General features: G+C 62.2%; 20 protein-coding genes. 13 read left to right on the forward strand and 7 right to left on the reverse strand.

Features of this window, described 5'->3' with window-relative positions; genetic code table 11:
• Positions 1 to 102 precede the first annotated feature (102 nt).
• Positions 103 to 543 (reverse strand): lactoylglutathione lyase, encoded by a 441-nt coding sequence (gene gloA, locus EN869_RS12810; protein WP_127226046.1) that lies wholly within the window; start codon positions 541 to 543, stop codon positions 103 to 105.
• A 259-nt stretch (positions 544 to 802) separates the two neighbouring features.
• Here gloA and EN869_RS12815 point away from each other — a divergent pair, with 259 nt between their 5' ends.
• From EN869_RS12815 to EN869_RS12825, 3 genes are all read left to right on the forward strand, one after another.
• Positions 803 to 1396: a cold-shock protein gene (locus EN869_RS12815; RefSeq protein WP_127226047.1), complete on the forward strand. Its 594-nt coding sequence runs from the start codon at positions 803 to 805 to the stop codon at positions 1394 to 1396.
• Positions 1397 to 1510: 114 nt separating this feature from the next.
• The gene (locus EN869_RS12820; protein ID WP_127226048.1) at positions 1511 to 1999 is read left to right on the forward strand and encodes a DUF192 domain-containing protein; all 489 of its coding nucleotides are present in this window, start codon (positions 1511 to 1513) and stop codon (positions 1997 to 1999) included.
• A gap of 15 nt (positions 2000 to 2014) precedes the next feature.
• The gene (locus EN869_RS12825; protein ID WP_127226049.1) at positions 2015 to 2782 is read left to right on the forward strand and encodes an alpha/beta hydrolase; all 768 of its coding nucleotides are present in this window, start codon (positions 2015 to 2017) and stop codon (positions 2780 to 2782) included.
• 89 nt (positions 2783 to 2871) lie between these two features.
• Here the strand turns inward: EN869_RS12825 and EN869_RS34380 are convergent, their stop codons facing one another.
• Positions 2872 to 3090 (reverse strand): hypothetical protein, encoded by a 219-nt coding sequence (locus tag EN869_RS34380; RefSeq protein ID WP_167498550.1) that lies wholly within the window; start codon positions 3088 to 3090, stop codon positions 2872 to 2874.
• Positions 3091 to 3176: 86 nt separating this feature from the next.
• Here EN869_RS34380 and EN869_RS35650 point away from each other — a divergent pair, with 86 nt between their 5' ends.
• Positions 3177 to 3308, forward strand: coding sequence for a hypothetical protein (locus EN869_RS35650; protein ID WP_348630817.1), 132 nt, complete (start codon positions 3177 to 3179; stop codon positions 3306 to 3308).
• On the opposite strand, the gene EN869_RS12835 is transcribed toward EN869_RS35650, so the two are convergent.
• Positions 3305 to 3910 carry a hypothetical protein gene (locus EN869_RS12835; protein WP_127226050.1) on the reverse strand — a complete coding sequence of 202 codons (606 nt, stop codon included), beginning with the start codon at positions 3908 to 3910 and terminating at the stop codon, positions 3305 to 3307. The two genes, EN869_RS35650 and EN869_RS12835, sit on opposite strands and share 4 nt — an antisense overlap.
• Positions 3911 to 4059: 149 nt before the next feature.
• Here EN869_RS12835 and EN869_RS12840 point away from each other — a divergent pair, with 149 nt between their 5' ends.
• From EN869_RS12840 to EN869_RS12850, 3 genes are all read left to right on the forward strand, one after another.
• Entirely contained in the window at positions 4060 to 4695 is a 636-nt protein-coding gene (locus EN869_RS12840; protein WP_167498551.1) for a VOC family protein, read from the forward strand.
• A 202-nt stretch (positions 4696 to 4897) separates the two neighbouring features.
• A complete protein-coding gene (cysE, locus tag EN869_RS12845) occupies positions 4898 to 5746 on the forward strand; it encodes a serine O-acetyltransferase (RefSeq protein ID WP_127226051.1) in 849 nt (282 codons plus the stop codon).
• Positions 5747 to 5896: 150 nt separating this feature from the next.
• Positions 5897 to 6100 (forward strand): DUF3126 family protein, encoded by a 204-nt coding sequence (locus EN869_RS12850; protein ID WP_027166457.1) that lies wholly within the window; start codon positions 5897 to 5899, stop codon positions 6098 to 6100.
• 354 nt (positions 6101 to 6454) lie between these two features.
• On the opposite strand, the gene EN869_RS35655 is transcribed toward EN869_RS12850, so the two are convergent.
• Positions 6455 to 6763, reverse strand: a complete 309-nt coding sequence (locus EN869_RS35655) for a hypothetical protein (RefSeq protein WP_348632219.1) — start codon at positions 6761 to 6763, stop codon at positions 6455 to 6457.
• A gap of 344 nt (positions 6764 to 7107) precedes the next feature.
• Here EN869_RS35655 and clpP point away from each other — a divergent pair, with 344 nt between their 5' ends.
• The 4 genes from clpP (at position 7108) to hupB (ending at position 12464) form a co-directional block, all read left to right on the forward strand.
• Positions 7108 to 7743 (forward strand): ATP-dependent Clp endopeptidase proteolytic subunit ClpP, encoded by a 636-nt coding sequence (clpP, locus tag EN869_RS12860; RefSeq protein ID WP_127226052.1) that lies wholly within the window; start codon positions 7108 to 7110, stop codon positions 7741 to 7743.
• A gap of 290 nt (positions 7744 to 8033) precedes the next feature.
• The gene (clpX, locus tag EN869_RS12865; RefSeq protein ID WP_127226053.1) at positions 8034 to 9308 is read left to right on the forward strand and encodes an ATP-dependent Clp protease ATP-binding subunit ClpX; all 1275 of its coding nucleotides are present in this window, start codon (positions 8034 to 8036) and stop codon (positions 9306 to 9308) included.
• 274 nt (positions 9309 to 9582) lie between these two features.
• A complete protein-coding gene (lon, locus tag EN869_RS12870) occupies positions 9583 to 11994 on the forward strand; it encodes an endopeptidase La (protein ID WP_127226054.1) in 2412 nt (803 codons plus the stop codon).
• Positions 11995 to 12191: 197 nt separating this feature from the next.
• Entirely contained in the window at positions 12192 to 12464 is a 273-nt protein-coding gene (hupB, locus tag EN869_RS12875) for a DNA-binding protein HupB (protein WP_027166452.1), read from the forward strand.
• A 73-nt stretch (positions 12465 to 12537) separates the two neighbouring features.
• Here the strand turns inward: hupB and EN869_RS12880 are convergent, their stop codons facing one another.
• Entirely contained in the window at positions 12538 to 13560 is a 1023-nt protein-coding gene (locus tag EN869_RS12880) for an aldo/keto reductase (protein ID WP_127226055.1), read from the reverse strand.
• Positions 13561 to 13745: 185 nt separating this feature from the next.
• Here EN869_RS12880 and hxlB point away from each other — a divergent pair, with 185 nt between their 5' ends.
• Together hxlB and EN869_RS12890 are read left to right on the forward strand one after the other, a co-directional pair.
• Complete coding sequence (hxlB, locus tag EN869_RS12885) at positions 13746 to 14312, forward strand: 6-phospho-3-hexuloisomerase (RefSeq protein WP_127226056.1); 567 nt, start codon at positions 13746 to 13748, stop codon at positions 14310 to 14312.
• Positions 14313 to 14315: 3 nt separating this feature from the next.
• Positions 14316 to 15059: a creatininase family protein gene (locus EN869_RS12890; protein WP_127226057.1), complete on the forward strand. Its 744-nt coding sequence runs from the start codon at positions 14316 to 14318 to the stop codon at positions 15057 to 15059.
• 165 nt (positions 15060 to 15224) lie between these two features.
• Here EN869_RS12890 and EN869_RS12895 read toward each other — a convergent pair whose 3' ends face one another.
• The gene (locus tag EN869_RS12895) at positions 15225 to 16142 is read right to left on the reverse strand and encodes a carbohydrate ABC transporter permease (protein WP_127226058.1); all 918 of its coding nucleotides are present in this window, start codon (positions 16140 to 16142) and stop codon (positions 15225 to 15227) included.
• Between the two features lie 8 nt (positions 16143 to 16150).
• Positions 16151 to 17272, reverse strand: coding sequence for a sugar ABC transporter permease (locus tag EN869_RS12900; RefSeq protein WP_127226059.1), 1122 nt, complete (start codon positions 17270 to 17272; stop codon positions 16151 to 16153).
• Positions 17273 to 17330 lie beyond the last annotated feature (58 nt).

Consider the following 17330-nt stretch of genomic DNA (forward strand, 5'->3'; position numbering starts at 1 on the left):
AGAAACGCCAGCCGGATGAGGCTGGCGCCAATGGCAGATAGATAAGCAGGGCCTGGCGAAACGCCAGCGGCCGCGGGTCAAATCGGCATGGGACCGCCGTCGTTACCAGACGCCCGTGTTGGGCATCGAGGCCCAGGGCTCGGCCTTCGCCTTTGCCGGGCCTTTCTGCAGCAGCTCGATCGAGATGCCGTCCGGCGAACGGATGAAGGCCATGTTGCCGTCGCGCGGCGGACGATTGATGGTCACGCCATTGTCCATCAGCTTCTGGCAGGTGGCATAGATATCGTCGACCTCATAGGCGAGGTGGCCGAAATTGCGGCCGCCCTTATAGTCTTCCGGGTCCCAATTGTAGGTCAGTTCGACCAGCGGCGCCTTCTCATTGATGCCGCTCTGCTCGTCTTCCGGCGCAGCGAGGAAGATCAGCGTGTAGCGGCCCTGCTCGTTTTCGTAGCGGCGGACTTCCTTCAGACCGAGCTTGTTGCAGTAGAAATCGAGCGACTGGTCGATATCGGCGACGCGGACCATTGTGTGGAGATAGCGCATATCGGTTTCCTCGGAGCGTTGCGTTGCGGCGCACCATAGGAGCCGTCCGATCAAAGGGCAATCGTCGGACATATCCGCGCAACGGGTCGATTTCAGGCTGGATTGCCGCTCACTCGGCGATGCCGGCAAACAACATTTCGGCCTTTCCGGTGTTCAACGGTGAAAAAAGGCACGTCAGCCCTTGCACACCCCGGAAGCCGCAGTGTTAAGCTGAGATCAAGAATCAGTTGCAGTTCAGTTGAAAAAAGGGGGCATTCTTATGGGGGAAAAAGCCTCTTTCACGAGGCGGGACGGAAGCCTTGACGACGCCTTGCAGCGGGACAATGGCGGCGATGCCGCCGAGTTTGTCGAAATCGCCGGCGCTATCAAATGGTTCGACGTGGCCAAGGGCTACGGCTTCATTCTTCCGGACGATGGTGTCTCGGGTGATATCCTCCTCCATGTGACTTGTCTTCGAAGGGACGGCTTCCAGACGGCGCTCGAAGGCGCTCGGGTCGTGTGCCTGGTGAAACAGGGCGACCGGGGCCTGCAGGCTTTCCGCGTCCTTTCGATGGATGCCTCCACGGCTGTCCATCCGGCGGAGCAGGAACAGCGCACGCACGTCACCGTGACCGCGGAGAGCGGCCTCGAGCGGGCGCTGGTCAAGTGGTTCAACCGCACCAAGGGTTTCGGCTTCCTGACGCGAGGCGAGGGAACCGAAGATATCTTCGTCCACATGGAGACCCTGCGGCGCTACGGCATAACCGAGCTCAGGCCCGGCCAGGTCGTGCTCGTCCGCTTCGGGCGCGGCGACAAAGGCCTTATGGCCGCCGAAATCCACCCCGATATGGGAACCTTGTCGGTCTCGCATTAAAGGGCTCTCGACGCGATCGGGCCGTCCCTTTGCCGAGGCGCGGCCCTATTGTCCGAAAACCGGTTCCACTTGTCCGGATCATGGTTTAGGACAGGCGCGAACGAGGTACCCTTCATGGCTCATCGCAATTGGCTGACCGCGGGCGCGCTCTGCGCCGCCATTGTTTTCGCCGCCTTTTGCAGCGCCTTGAAACCAGGCCTGGCGGACGCCATGCTGTTGGCGACCGATCGCACGCCGCTGGTGGTGGCGACCGGTTCGGGCGAGCGTTCCTTCTCCATCGAGATCGCCGATACATCCGCCGAGCGCGAGGCGGGGCTGATGTTTCGCCGGACCATGGCCGACGATCACGGCATGCTGTTCGTGTTCGAGAAAACCGGCGAGGTGGATTTCTGGATGAAGAACACGCCGATAGCGCTCGACCTTCTCTTTGTCGGCCAGGACGGCAGGATCAAGGCCATCAAGCGTGGCGAGCCCGAATCCGAAGCGATCATCTCGCCCGGACAGCCCGTGCGTTTCGTGCTCGAGCTGAAGGCAGGCACGGCGGCCAAGGACGGCATCAAGGAAGGCGACCTCTTGCGCCATCCGGCCATCGGTTCCAACTGAGAAGCAGTTCTGCCGATGCAATTCTTTTCGCATGACGGTTTTGAACTTGCCTTCCTCGATCGCCAGCCGGCATCGGGGCAGGGCGATCCCGTCCTGATGATCCACGGCTTTGCCTCCAGCCATTATGTCAACTGGGTTTCGCCGGGCTGGTTCAAGACGCTGAACGACGCGGGTTACCGGGCGATCGCCTTTGACCATCGCGGCCATGGCTCGTCGACCAAGAGCTATGACGAGGCCGATTACACGCCGGAAAAGATGGCTTCCGACGCGGCCGCGCTGCTCGATCATCTCAGCATCGAGCGGGCGCATGTCATGGGCTATTCGATGGGCGCGCGGGTCTCGGCTTTCCTGGCGCTCTCCGATCCGCAGAGGGTGGCGACGCTGGTGTTCGGCGGCTTGGGCATCGGCATGGCCGACGGCGTCGGCGACTGGGATCCGATCGCGGAGGCGCTGCTGGCGGAGGATCCCTCTCAAACCACGCATCCGCGCGGCCGTTCCTTCCGCGCTTTCGCCGACCAGACGCGCAGCGACCGGCGCGCGCTCGCGGCCTGCATCGCAAAGTCACGCGAGCTGCTGAGTGAGGACGATATGGCGCGCATCGCCCAGCCGACGCTGATCGCCGTCGGCACCAAGGACGACATCGGCGGCTCGCCGGACGAGCTTGCCGCCTTGATGCCCAATGCCAGGGCATTCCACATCGAGGGCCGCGACCACATGCTCGCCGTCGGCGACAAGAGCTTCAAGCAGCGCGTGCTCGAGTTCTACGCCGAAAACCCGCTCTAAGCGCGGGGCAGGCGCCCCGTACCGTCATGGTCGATCTTCTCGTCACCTATATGGAGATGCTCGCGCCGCCCCAAGGCGCGCCGTGTGCGTCACCTCTGCCCGGCGCCAGCGTGGCGCGTGAAACGCTTGATCTTTCCGACTACCTCGATCTCTACCGCGCGGTCGGCGGACCGGTGCAATGGGATCAGCGTCTGCGCATGCGCGAGGCCGAACTCGAAACGCTGCTTGCCAGCACCTCGACGCATCTCCACGTGCTGCGCGTCGATGGTGAAGTCGCTGGCTTCTGCGAGTTCAACGAGGTTGGCCAACCGTCAATCGAGCTTGTGCATTTCGGCCTGGTTCGGCTTTTCAGGGGAAGCGGCTGGGGCCGTTCCTGCTCGCCCGGGCCGTGCGCATGGCGTGGTCGCATCGGCCGCAACGGCTTTGGCTTCACACCGATACCCATGACCACCCGGCTGCCCAATCGGTCTATGGACGCGCCGGCTTCAAGGCCTATGCGCGACGGATGGAGACCTTTCCGGATTAAGCAGTCCCGCTTTCCAGCGCCGCGAGCGATCGTTCGATGTTCTGTCTCGCCTTCGCCTCGAAGCGCAGCCGGAACTCGGTTGTGTAGAAAATGTGCGGGCGGGCGAGGAAACTCTTCAGCACGGCCGAGCGGCCGGCGCGCCACATCGGCTCCTCCACCCAGCCATATTCCAGCCGGACCGCCTTCTCATAAGCGTCGAACACCGCGGGTTCGGCGCCGAGGATCGCAAGATCCATGTCGAGCAAAAGGGCCGCATCGTTGAGCGCACCCTCGTCGCGCAAAGGCGGCAGCTGGTGCGTGGCGGTGGCGTTGATCATGGCCGCGATGCGGGCGATGCGATGGGGACTGGCGCGCCCGGCGAGCTTTTTTTCGGCCAGCTCGGCGCTTTTAGCCTCGTTATCCTTGGCTCGGCTGTCATAGATGGCATCGTGGAACCAGATCGCGGCTTCAACGGCCTGTGGATCATCGAGGAGGTGCCGATATTCGCTTGCCAGCGCCAGCATCGCCTGGATGTGGGCGAGGCTGTGGTAGTGCCGATCCCCGGCTTGGTAGAGTACGGAAAGCTCTTTTTTCAGCGCTTCGTCGATCAAGGATTCTTGCATGGCTGACCTTCCCAGGGAGCACCGCGTGGCGCGGCGCAGGGGGAATGTCGCCCAGGGCCGCCTCAAAGGCCAGCCGGCATCGGCAAACGGTTGACCAAACGACATTACGGCTGGAAGCTGCCTCGTCACTCAAACCGGAGGAGTTTGGCATGACCGGCACCGAGAAAGCGAAACCAGGCACGATCGACATGAAGCTGGAGGCAGTCGTCATCTCCGTCTCGGATGTCGATCGGTCCAAGAATTTCTATGCTGGCTTGGGCTGGAGGCTCGATGCCGACTTTGTGGTCGGCGACACGTTCCGTGTCGTGCAGTTCACCCCGCCGGGTTCGCCTTGTTCGATCCACTTCGGCACCGGCCTGACATCGGCCGCGCCCGGTTCGGCAAAAGTGCTTTATCTGATTGTAACCGACATCGAAGCGGCTCGGGCGGAACTGGTGGCGCGCGGCGTCGAGGCAAGCGAGGTGTTTCATCGAAACGGCCCCGGCCAGCCGGCGATCAAGGGCAGGCATCCGGAGGGGCGCAGCTATTCCTCGTTCGTCACCTTCAGCGATCCGGACGGCAATGGCTGGCTGCTGCAGGAGATCACCCAGCGGCTGCCCGGCCGTGTCGATTCCAAGGACACGGTCTTCACCTCGGTGACCGGCCTTGCCTCAGCGCTGCGGCGGGCGGCAGCGGCGCATGGCGAGCATGAGAAGCGCACGGGCGGCCAGTACGACACAAACTGGCCCGACTGGTATGCCGCTTACATGGTGGCGGAGCAGGCTGGAACGACGCTGCCGGAATAGGCTCTGACGCCAATTACCGGGCTGAGAATGCGAAAATGCGGCGATTTCGAGCGCGATCCCGATCAAGGGTTCGTTTTCCATCGTCGCTTGAATTTGCGTGAACCAGGTCCATTTGACAAAGCACTAAGGAAAATTGAGTTCAACCGTGCTATGATCTGGCCTATATGTGCCGCCGGAGAATGAGCAAGGCCGGAGAGCGTCGATGAACAGCATTACGATTGCCCGCCCCAGCATGGTGCAGCCGGTCGATCCGATCTGGCGATCGATCCGCGATGAGGCGATGGAAGCGGTCAACCGCGATCCGCTGCTCGCGGCGTTCCTTTATGCGACCGTCCTCAACCAGGAGAGCCTGGAGGAAACGGTCATTCACCGGCTGGCTGAGCGCCTCGATCACCAGGATATCGGCTCCGACCTCATCCGCCAGACCTTCAAGGCCATGCTGGCAGACGATCCGGAGTGGAGCACGACGGTTCGTGTCGACATCCAGGCCTATTACGACCGCGACCCGGCCTGCGACCGTTTCATCATGCCGGTGCTCTATTTCAAGGGATTTCACGCCATTCAGACGCACCGCCTGGCGCACTGGCTGTGGAACCAGGGCCGTCGGGACTTCGCGCTCTACTTGCAGAGCCGGTCGTCCTCGGTGTTCCAGACCGACATCAATCCCGCCGCGCGCATCGGCAAGGGCATCTTCATCGACCACGCCACCGGCCTCGTCGTCGGCGAGACAGCGGTCATCGAGGATGACGTGTCGATCCTGCACGGGGTGACGCTGGGCGGCACCGGGAAGGCCAATGGCGACCGCCATCCGAAGATCCGCCGCGGCGTGCTGATCGGCGCCGGCGCCAAGATTCTCGGCAATATCGAGGTTGGTCACTGCTCGAAGATCGCTGCCGGCTCGGTGGTGCTCTCGCCCGTTCCGCACAACAAGACGGTCGCCGGCGTGCCCGCGCGCGTCGTGGGCGAAACGGGCTGCGACCAGCCTTCGCGGCAGATGGACCAGCTCCTGCCGTCGCAAAGCATGGACCACGTGGTCAGCTTCGACATCTGAGCTCAGCTGTCGTCGGGAATCGCCGAAATCCGGCTGACCGGTCTCTGCCGACTTGTCCTATGCAATTGTGCCGGCTTGCCTTTACATGGCCATTGTTGGCGTGTCAGAAGCGCGTTCCAACGAACAAGGCCGACATTTCGGAGAAGACTTTTGAAGCCTGACGAAATCAGAAAGCTGGACGCCTATTTCAAACGCGTTTTCCAGAATCCCAAGCTGCAGGTCAAGGCGCGCCCGCGCAAGGAAGACTCGGCCGAGGTCTATGTCGGCGACGAGTTCCTCGGCATCGTCTTCAAGGACGAGGACGACGGCGACTATAATTTCTCGATGGCCATTCTCGACATCGATCTGGCCTAAGCCAGCAATTCATCCGGCCGGGACGCGCGACAGCGCCACCCGGCCGACCACGATCTCCGGGCGAAAAGCCGCCTAATCCTGGCAGTGCCGCGGGATTTGCACCCGCCGCCAGCTGGTCGAGCCTTCCCGAACCACCACCCGGCGTGCCACTGTCCCATATGAAGGCGGGATTTCCCGCACGCGTACTTGCTCTGGCCGAACCAGCACTTCGTGGGCGACGCCTTCATATTCCGCCGGCAGGACGACACGCCGGACGCGTTCCGGGCTGACCACGACGGTTTCGGCGACGCGGGCATAGCGAGCCTTGCGCCATACCTTGCACAGCACCTTGCGGCCATGGATGACGCGCCATTTTCAGGCATAGCCGCCGCCGTCGTCGACCCTGACTGTGTGGTAGAGCGTGCGGGTGACCGCCGGGACGGTCTCATAGGTGACGCGCGGCGGCGCAATCTGCTCCACGCCCTGGTAGGTGCCGTAAATCGGCGCGTCATAGTCGACCACCTGGCCGCCTGGGCTCACCATCACATCCTCATAGACGGTGTCGTAAAGCGCCGGCCGGTGGCTCGGCTCGTAGCATTCGAGCGCGCGGCCGCCGGCGGCGGTTTCGGAGACGGTGGCAAGCATCGCGACGGCTGCCAGCGACGCAGAGCTTTTGCGGATCATGACATTCCCCCGTTGAAAAAGGACGCCTTCTCAACGCAGGACTGTAGCGGAAGGTCCGCGGGCGGACAGCGATTCCAAGGCTTTGCGTTAAGCGGCGCGGTTAAGGAATTGCTACCTTGCGGACCGCTGAGATGGGCCGACAGGGGCCGAGCGCGTCTCGCGGGATCAAATCGTGCGTGTTTCACGGGCCGCAGCGCTTTACTCGACTTAACCAGGTGGCTAGGAGAGGCGGCCTTGCGCTAGGGTGAGCCGGCATCCTATTTAAATCGTAACCGATCCAGAACGATTCCGCGCGGCTGCCGACATATGACCGTGCCGGAATTTCTCTCCAACAAGGGTAGTCCATGAAGAACCCCGTTGAAACTTACATGAACCTCGTTCCGATGGTCGTCGAGCAGACCAATCGCGGCGAGCGCGCCTATGACATCTTCTCGCGCCTGTTGAAGGAACGCATCATCTTCATCACCGGCCCGGTCGAGGATGGGATGGCGACGCTGGTTTGTGCACAGCTTTTGTTCCTCGAGGCGGAGAACCCCAAAAAGGAAATTAACCTCTATATCAATTCGCCGGGCGGCGTCGTGACCTCGGGCATGGCGATCTACGACACCATGCAGTTCATCAAGCCGGCGGTGTCGACGCTTTGCATCGGCCAGGCCGCCTCGATGGGTTCGCTGCTTCTGACCGCCGGCCACAAGGACATGCGTTTTGCCACGCCGAACGCCCGGATCATGGTCCACCAGCCCTCCGGCGGCTTCCAGGGTCAGGCTTCGGACATCGAACGTCATGCGCAGGACATCATCAAGCTGAAGCGCCGCCTGAACGAGGTCTATGTCAAGCACACCGGCAAGAGCTATGACGAGATCGAAAGGACGCTCGACCGCGACCACTTCATGACTGCGGACGAGGCCAAGGACTTTGGTCTGATCGACAAGGTCATATCGAGCCGCGAAGCGGCCGAGGCAGTCGCTGTTTCGGCCTGACATCGACAGCAAATGACAGCATAACGCGGTTTTGGCGCGCCTTGCGGCATTTCGGCCACATTTGGCTGTTCCCTCAGGCGTTGGGATTGCCTACGTTAAGGCTATGTTGATTTTCGACGGCTTAGCTTTGCATGGGGTTGCAGCGAATCATTGCCGCGTTTTCTGATTTCGTGTTTCGTACGGAATGCGCTGTGTGAGCCGGGACACTGGCGGTGGCGGATTCCCGCGATAGATTGGTGAGACGTCACTCGAGCCAGACCACCGGCGGGCGTTGGTGAAAGGACAGAAAAATGAGCAAGGTCGGCAATAATAGCGGTGACTCAAAGAACACGCTTTACTGCTCGTTTTGCGGCAAGAGCCAGCACGAAGTCCGCAAGCTGATCGCCGGTCCGACCGTCTTCATCTGCGACGAGTGCGTCGAGCTCTGCATGGACATCATCCGCGAGGAGAACAAGACCTCGATGGTGAAGTCGCGCGAGGGCGTGCCGACCCCGCAGGAGATCCTCAAGGTCCTCGACGACTATGTCATCGGTCAGCCCTATGCCAAGCGCGTGCTGTCGGTGGCGGTCCACAACCACTACAAGCGCCTTGCGCATGCCGGCAAGAACAACGACGTCGAGCTGGCGAAGTCGAACATCCTTTTGATCGGCCCGACCGGCTGCGGCAAGACGCTTCTTGCCCAGACGCTCGCCCGCATCATCGACGTGCCCTTCACCATGGCCGATGCCACAACGCTGACGGAGGCCGGTTACGTCGGCGAGGACGTCGAAAACATTATCCTCAAGCTGCTGCAGTCGGCCGACTACAATGTCGAGCGCGCCCAGCGCGGCATCGTCTATATCGACGAAATCGATAAGATTTCGCGCAAGTCGGACAATCCCTCGATAACCCGCGACGTGTCGGGCGAGGGCGTGCAGCAGGCGCTGCTCAAGATCATGGAAGGCACGGTTGCCTCCGTGCCGCCACAGGGCGGCCGCAAGCATCCGCAGCAGGAATTCCTGCAGGTCGACACCGCCAACATCCTGTTCATCTGCGGCGGCGCCTTCGCGGGCCTCGACAAGATCATCTCGGACCGGGGCCGCAAGACCTCGATCGGCTTCGGCGCGACCGTTGCCTCGCCCGAGGATCGGCGCACCGGCGACCTGTTCCGCCAGGTCGAGCCCGAAGATCTGCTGAAATTCGGCCTGATCCCGGAATTCGTCGGCCGTCTGCCGGTTCTGGCGACCCTTGAAGACCTCGACGAGCCGGCGCTGATCCAGATCCTGACCGAGCCGAAGAACGCGCTGGTCAAGCAGTATCAGCGGCTGTTCGAGATGGAGAATGTCGACCTGACGTTCCATGAGAACGCGTTGTCGGCGATCGCCAAGCGCGCGATCGAGCGCAAGACCGGCGCGCGCGGCCTTCGCTCGATCATGGAAGCGATCCTGCTCGACACGATGTTCGAGCTTCCCGCGCTGGAAGGCGTGCGCGAAGTGGTGATTTCGGAAGAGGTGGTGTCCGGCAATGCGAGACCGCTCTACATCTATTCCGAGCAGAAGGAAAAGAAGGGCAATGTCAGCGCCTGAAATGGCGTTTGGCCCACAATTTTCGTGGAACGGCGCCTTCGCGGCGCCGTTTTGCTGTGAGAGGCGTGAGGCTACGCGATGGAACGGATCGAGAGCCCGTGTTAACCCTTGATCTTTGCCCCGGCTGCATCCACCTAACAGCAGAAGGCCGAGGCGCCGAATTCTGTGCTGTAAAACTCCCGTCACAAACGGTGGTAGGCGGAACGACACTCGGTCGTTAATATGAGATTCGCGGTTGGCTAAAATAAGCGGCCGCGACATGAAAGGTTGGACAATGGCCAAGATATCCAAGGCTTCCGGCGACGGCGTTTTCGCAGTCCTCCCACTGCGCGATATCGTCGTGTTCCCGCATATGATCGTTCCGCTCTTCGTGGGCCGTGAAAAGTCGATCAAGGCGCTGGAAGAGGTTATGGGTCAGGAAAAGCAGATCCTGCTTGCCACCCAGATGAATGCAGCGGACGACGATCCTGAGCCTGATGCGATTTTCGACATCGGCACGCTCGCCAATGTGCTGCAGCTCTTGAAGCTTCCCGACGGCACCGTGAAGGTGCTGGTCGAGGGCGCCTCGCGCGCCAAGATCGTTTCGTTCACCGATCGCGCCGACTTCCATGAGGCTCGCGCCACGGCGCTGGCTGAACCGGAAGAGGAAGAGGTCGAGATCGAGGCGCTTGCCCGCTCGGTCGTCACCGACTTCGAGAATTACGTCAAGCTGAACAAGAAGATCTCGCCCGAAGTGGTGGGCGCCGCCAGCCAGATCGACGACTATTCCAAGCTCGCCGATACGGTTGCGTCGCATCTCGCCATCAAGATCCCCGAGAAGCAGGAGATGCTCGCCACGCTTTCCGTCAAGGAGCGTCTGGAGAAGGCGATGGGCTTCATGGAAGCCGAGATCTCCGTGCTCCAGGTGGAGAAGCGCATCCGCTCGCGCGTCAAGCGCCAGATGGAGAAGACGCAGCGCGAGTACTACCTCAACGAGCAGATGAAGGCGATCCAGAAGGAGCTCGGCGAGGGCGAGGACGGTCGCGACGAGGCCGCCGAGATCGAAGCGCGCATCAAGAAGACCAAGCTCTCCAAGGAGGCCCGCGAGAAGGCGGAGGCCGAACTGAAGAAGCTGCGTTCGATGTCGCCGATGTCGGCTGAATCGACGGTGGTGCGCAACTATCTCGACTGGCTGCTGTCGATTCCGTGGGGCAAGAACTCCAAGGTCAAGCAGGACCTCAACTATGCGCAGGACGTGCTCGACGCCGATCATTTCGGCCTCGACAAGGTCAAGGAGCGCATCGTCGAGTATCTCGCCGTGCAAAGCCGCCAGAAGAAGCTGAAGGGGCCGATCCTGTGCCTCGTCGGCCCGCCCGGCGTCGGCAAGACCTCGCTCGGCAAGTCGATCGCCAAGGCGACCGGCCGCGAGTTCATCCGCATGGCGCTCGGCGGCGTGCGCGACGAGGCCGAGATCCGCGGCCACCGGCGCACCTATATCGGCTCGATGCCCGGCAAGGTCATCCAGTCGATGAAGAAGGCCAAGAAGTCCAACCCGCTCTTCCTGCTCGACGAGATCGACAAGATGGGCCAGGACTTCCGCGGCGATCCGTCATCGGCCCTGCTCGAGGTGCTCGATCCCGAGCAGAACTCGACGTTCATGGACCATTACCTCGAGGTCGAATACGACCTGTCGAGCGTGATGTTCGTGACGACGGCGAACACGCTGAACATCCCTGCGCCCTTGATGGACCGCATGGAGATCATCCGCATCGCCGGCTACACCGAGGACGAGAAGATCGAGATCGCCAAGCGTCACCTGATGCCCAAGGTGATCCGCGACCATGCGCTTCAGCCGAACGAATTCTCGGTCGGCGAGGACGCGATCCGCGGCATCATCCAGACCTATACGCGGGAAGCCGGTGTGCGCAGCCTTGAGCGCGAGCTGATGAAGCTCGGCCGCAAGGCGGTGACCGAAATCCTGCGGACGAAGAAGAAGACGGTGAAGATCACGGCGGATAACCTCCCGGATTATCTCGGCGTGCCGCGCTTCCGCTTCGGCCAGGTCGAGGCCGATGATCAGGTCGGCGTGGTGACGGGTCTTGCCTGGACGGAAGTCGGCGGCGAGCTGCTGACGGTCGAAGGCGTCATGATGCCCGGCAAGGGCCGCATGACGGTGACCGGCAATCTGCGCGACGTGATGAAGGAATCGATCTCGGCGGCGGCGTCCTACGTCCGCTCGCGGGCACTCGATTTCGGCATCGAGCCGCCGCTGTTCGACAAGCGTGACATCCACGTCCACTTGCCGGAAGGCGCGACCCCGAAGGACGGCCCGTCCGCAGGTGCTGCCATGGCCACGGCCATCGTGTCGGTGCTGACGGGCATCCCGGTCCGGGCCGATGTGGCGATGACCGGCGAGATCACGCTGCGTGGCCGTATCCTGCCGATCGGCGGCCTGAAGGAGAAGCTGCTCGCGGCACTGCGCGGCGGCATCAAGAAGGTCCTGATCCCGGAAGAGAACGTCAAGGATCTGGCGGAGATTCCGGACAATGTGAAGAACGGCATGGAGATCGTCCCGGTCTCGCGGGTGGGCGAGGTGCTTGCACATGCGCTCACCAGGATGCCTGAGCCGATCGAGTGGGTCGAGCCGGTCAATGCGCCGGCTCCGGTCGACAGCGGCGACGATGCCGGAAAGTCGCTCGCGCACTAACAAAAGTTAACAGTGCAGTGCACAAAGAGAGAGCCGGGCTTCGAGCCCGGCTTTTTCATGTGAAAAAAGTCACGAAAAAATGCAAAAAAGCCCGGAATTCCGCGGTTTTCGGCTTGGGTTCCGGAACGCTTCTTTCTAAAGTCCGTTTCCTGCCGGATGAGTCGTAAGTTCCGGTTTTCTCATGGAAGGGAATTTTTATGAACAAGAACGAACTGGTGTCCGCTGTCGCTGACTCCGCAAGCATTTCGAAGGCTGATGCTCAGTCCGCCGTCGATGCGGTGTTCTCCGTGATCACTGGCGAACTCAAGAAGGGCGGCGATGTCCGGCTTGTCGGCTTCGGAAATTTCACCGTGTCAAAACGCGCTGCTTCGACCGGCCGCAACCCGCAGACCGGCGCGGAAGTGAAGATTCCGGCGCGTACCGTGCCGAAGTTCTCGGCCGGCAAGGGCCTCAAGGACGCGGTCAACTAAGACCTTTTTTCTTTAAGAGCAGAAAAGCCGGGCTTGCCCGGCTTTTCTTTTTTGCGGTTGACAGCAGGGCAGCTCAGGCCGTCGGCGCGTCGGCGCGCATCAGGCGTTCCTGCTTCAGATCCGCCCACAGCGCCGGCGGTATATTGGTGTCGAGCAGCGCTCGGTTGCTTTCGACTTCGGCCGGCCGCTGGCCGCCGGGGATCACCGACATCACCGAAGGATGCTGAAGCGGGAACTGCAGCGCCGCCTCGATCAGGCGTACGCCATGCCGCTTGCAGACGGCCTCGATGCGCGCCACGCGATCCAGGATCTCTTTCGGCGCCTCGCTGTAATTGTAGAACGCGCCGGGCTTCGGCCCGGTCGCAAGCACGCCGGAATTGTAGGGGCCGCCCAGCACGATGCCGATGCCGCGTTTCTGGCAAAGCGGCAGGAAGCTCTCAAGCGCCTCCTGTTCGAGCAGCGTGTAGCGGCCGGCAAGCAGGAACAGGTCGAAGTCGCCGCGCTGGGCGAGCGTCTGGGCGACCTGCCACTCGTTGATGCCGCCGCCGAAGGCCTTGATCACGCCCTGGTCGCGCAGCGAAAGCAGCCCGTAATAGCCCGACGACATGAACTCCTCGATGCGGGCATCGGAGGCTTCCTTGCTGCCATGGGTGAAGATGTCGACGTCGTGGACGAAGAGAATGTCGATGCGGTCGACGCCGAGGCGCTCCAGTGAGGCCTCGAAGGAGCGCATGACGCCGTCATAGGAATAGTCGTAAACTTCGCGGCGCGACGGCGTGTCGAAGAACTTGCCGATGCCGGTGCGCTGGTCCGGCGGGGCGACGCGCATGATGCGGCCGACTTTGCTCGACAGGACATAGTCGTCGCGCTTCCTGCCGCGCAAGAATGGATTCAGGCGGGTTTCCGACAGGCCGAGCCCGTAGAGCGGGGCCGTATCGTAGTAACGGCAGCCCGCCTTCCACGCCGCCTCTAGCGTAGCATTGGCGTCCTCGTCGGAGATGGCGCGGTAGAGATTGCCGAGCGGCGCGCTGCCGAAGCCGAGCTCGGTGAAGGTGATGCCGCCATTGCCGATGCGGTCGAAATGCCGTGTCTTCATGTCTGACGATGTCCCGGAGTGATTTGTCTGACATGACACTATCACGCTGGTGGCCCAGCAAAAGTGCCGAGGCTCGTTGGACAGCGATTTTCGCGGTGGTAGCATGAACAAAAACAAGCCTTTCGCTGTGGCGAGCCGCGAATTCGTAGCGCGTAGCCAGTCCTCGGCAGACAGGGTGAGCCGTCATGACCAAGGCCGGATCCGGAATGTTCGCGACGGCGCTGGACGAGCTTGGCGCGGTGCTGGCGCGCACGGATGAAACCCGGATCGACGCCGCCTGCGAAATGCTTGCCGGCGCCGGCAAGATCGCCGTCTATGGCTGCGGCCGCGAGGCGCTGCAGGTGAAGGGTTTTGCCATGCGGCTCTACCATCTCGGCCTGCCGGTGTCGGTCGTCGGCGACATGACCACGCCGCCGCTGGGAAAGGGTGATGTGTTCCTGGCGAGTTCAGGACCCGGCGAGACCACCACGGTGCTGACCTTGATGCGGGTCGCCCGCGCGGCCGGCGCGAAGGTGCTGCTGTTGACGGCCGAACCGGCAGGCAGCGCGGCAAAGCTCGCCGACTTCACCCTGCTCATCCCGGCGCAGACGATGGCCAGCGATCAGGGCGCGGCAAGAACCTCGGTGCTACCGATGGGCTCGCTGTTCGAAGGCGCGCTGTTCCTTTTGTTCGAAATCATGGTGCTCAAGCTCAAGGCGTTGACCAATGCCACGCCGGAGGCGATGCGCGCCAGGCATACCAATATGGAGTAGGGGATGCGCTACGAGCTGATGCTGCCGCACCAGATCCGCCGGGCGATCGAGGAGAACTGGCCGGTCGTGCTGCCGCTTGGCGTGCTCGAATACCATGGCGAGCACATGGCGGTCGGCATGGACACGCTGGCCGTCATCAAGACGGTGGAGCTGATCGAGAGGGAGAGGGATATCGTCATCCTGCCGCCTTTCTATTACGGCGCGGCAAGCTACGCGGTGGCGGCTCCGGAGGGCAGCGGCTCGGTGCAGGTCGGCGGCCCTGCGCTTTCGCCTTTCGCGGAGGAATTGTTCTACGGGCTGCTGCGCGTCGGCTTCCGCAACATCCATGCCATCATCCACCACCAGACCGAGAATTTCGCCGCCGGCATGCCGACCGATCTCGCCTTCAAGACTGCCGGACGGCAGGCGATCTTCCGCTTCCTGGAGAAGGAGCGCGGCGAGGGCTGGTGGGGTTCGAATACCATGGCGGACTATTATACCGGCCATGCGCAGGGCGAAAATGTCTTCAACTGGGTGCAGGTGCATCCCCTGATGCCGCCGACGATGAATGGCAAATACCCGTTCGACCATGCGGGGATCGGCGAGACCTCGCTGATGCTGGCGCTATGCCCCGAGGCCGTTGACGAGACGCATTACGCCGACAACACCGGCTGGTACACGAAAAGTGCTTCGGAAGCCTCGGCGGGTCTCGGCAAGATCGGCGTCGCCATGATCCTCGGCCATTTGCGATCGATCCTGGTGCGATAGCGCGGCTCTTCCTTCTCCCCTTGTGGGAGAAGGTGGATCGGCGCGTAGAGCCGAGACGGATGAGGGGTGTTCCAGCGGAGTGAGACGTCGGCGTTCTCTGGAGCACCCCTCATCCGTCGCCTTCGGCGACACCTTCTCCCACAAGGGGAGAAGGAAAGGGCCATCCTATTTCACCGAGCCGGCCGTCATGCCCATGATCAGGTAACGCTCGAGCGCGATGCCGATGATCGCCAGCGGCGCGATAGCGGCGGTGGCAAGGGCTGCCATCGACCACCAGTTGATGCCTTGCGAGCCGGTCTGGCTCGCCACCATCACCGGAATGGTCTTTGCATCCGTCGATGTCAGAAGGGCGGCGAAGAAATACTCGTTCCAGCACAGCACCATCGCCAGGATGAAGGCGGCGACCATGCCGGGCAGCGCGATCGGCATGACGATGCGGAAGAAGGCGCCCCAGATCGACAGCCCGTCGACCAAGGCCGCTTCCTCCAGCTCGACCGGGATCGAATTGAACTGGTCGCGCATGATCCAGATGACGATCGGCAGCACCATCAGCGTGTAGAGCAGCACCAGGCCGATGCGGGTGTCGAGGAGCGCCACCTCCCGGTAGAGCACCAGGAAGGGCAACGCCAGCACGACCGGCGGCAGGATCAACTGCGACAGGAAGAAGAAGGAGATGTCCTCGTTCTTGAACCAGGCGAAGTGATAGCGGTAGCGGGTCAGGCCATAGGCAGCGAGGCTGCCGATGATGATGGCGAGGCCCGATGCGCCGACCGAGGTGATGACCGAGTTCATGAAGCGCTTGAGGAACTCGTCGCGCACGGTCGACGTCTGGGAGATCGAATCCGGCGACAGGCCGAGCGAGCGCCAGCCCTTCCAGTCAGGTGTAAAGTCGACGAAGGGAATGAGATGGCCTTGCGTGACATCGACCGCCGATTTGAACGAGGTGGTGATCGTCCAATAGATCGGGAACAGGCAGACGAAGGACCAGAACACCAGCGCGCCATAGATGAAGACGCGGTTGGCGAGGAAAGCCGCCGGCGAGCGGATTTCGGAGACGGTATAGTCGGTGGTTTGGACGCTCATGATGCCGCTCAGTTGACGTTGCGCACGAAGCGACTGGCGAATTTCAACAGCCAGGTCACGAACACGACGATGATGACGAGATAGGCCATGGCGAGCATGGTGCCGTAGCCGACATTCGAGCGGTCGCGATATTCGCGATAGATGAAGCTCGACACGGAATCCGTCGCGCCGCCAGGCCCGCCCGAAGTCAAGGTGATGATGATGTCGGCAAGCTTCAGCTTGAAGATGATGCGCAGGATCACCGCCGTCACCGACACCGGCAGCATCAGCGGAAAGGTAACCTGCCAGAATGTCTGCCACGCTGTCGCGCCGTCGACGCGGGCGGCTTCAAGCACCTCGCGCGACATCGCCTGCAGGCCGGCAAGCAGCATGATCATCATGAACGGGATGAAGGTCCAGGCGTCGAGCATCATGATCGAGATGCGCGCCGTGATCGGATCGGAGAAGAAGGCGGGATTGTCCCAGCCGAGATGACGCGCCAGCGTTGCCGCCGGTCCGAACCGGTATTCCATCAGCGATTTGCCGACCATCCAGGACACCGCGACCGGGGACAGCATCAGCGGCAGCAGGAAGACGACGCGGAAGAACTTTCGCGCCTTGATCTGCGCGTTGAGCAGCAGCGCCAGGCCGAAGGCGATGACATATTCGACCAGCACCGCAAGCACATAGAGAACCATGTTGACCAGCGCGTTGCGGTAGTATGGATCGGCCAGCATCTGCCAGAAATTGTCGAGGCCGTTGAACCTGCGTCCGGCAAAGGAACTGAGGTTCCAGTCGGTCAGCGCGATGTAGAAACCGAACAGCGTCGGGAAGATCACCATGGCGATGGTGAAGAGCAGCGCCGGCAGGAGGAACAGCGCGCGCTGCCCGTCCTCGCCGCGCGTCAGCACCTGCCAGGCGCCAAGCGCAACGCCCCACAGGACATAAGCATAGACGACCGGGCGCCAGGTGTCGAAACCGACCGTGTCGACTTCGGTCTTGTAGAGGATCTGCATCACGATCGCCGCCAGCAGCACGAGCGTCGCGGCAGCCAACAGTGCCCAGCCGAGGCGCTTGCGGCCGGGCGGGATCAAATCGGCCGCTGTGGAATTTGCCGGCCACGCATTGGCGGTCGAAGTCTGGTCAGCCACGCCTGTCGCCTCTTGCTCAACCCACCGGCCAGAGCCGGTCAACATACGGCCCGGCGAC

It is taken from the genome of Mesorhizobium sp. M2D.F.Ca.ET.226.01.1.1 (genome assembly GCF_004022705.2).
GTDB lineage: Bacteria > Pseudomonadota > Alphaproteobacteria > Rhizobiales > Rhizobiaceae > Mesorhizobium.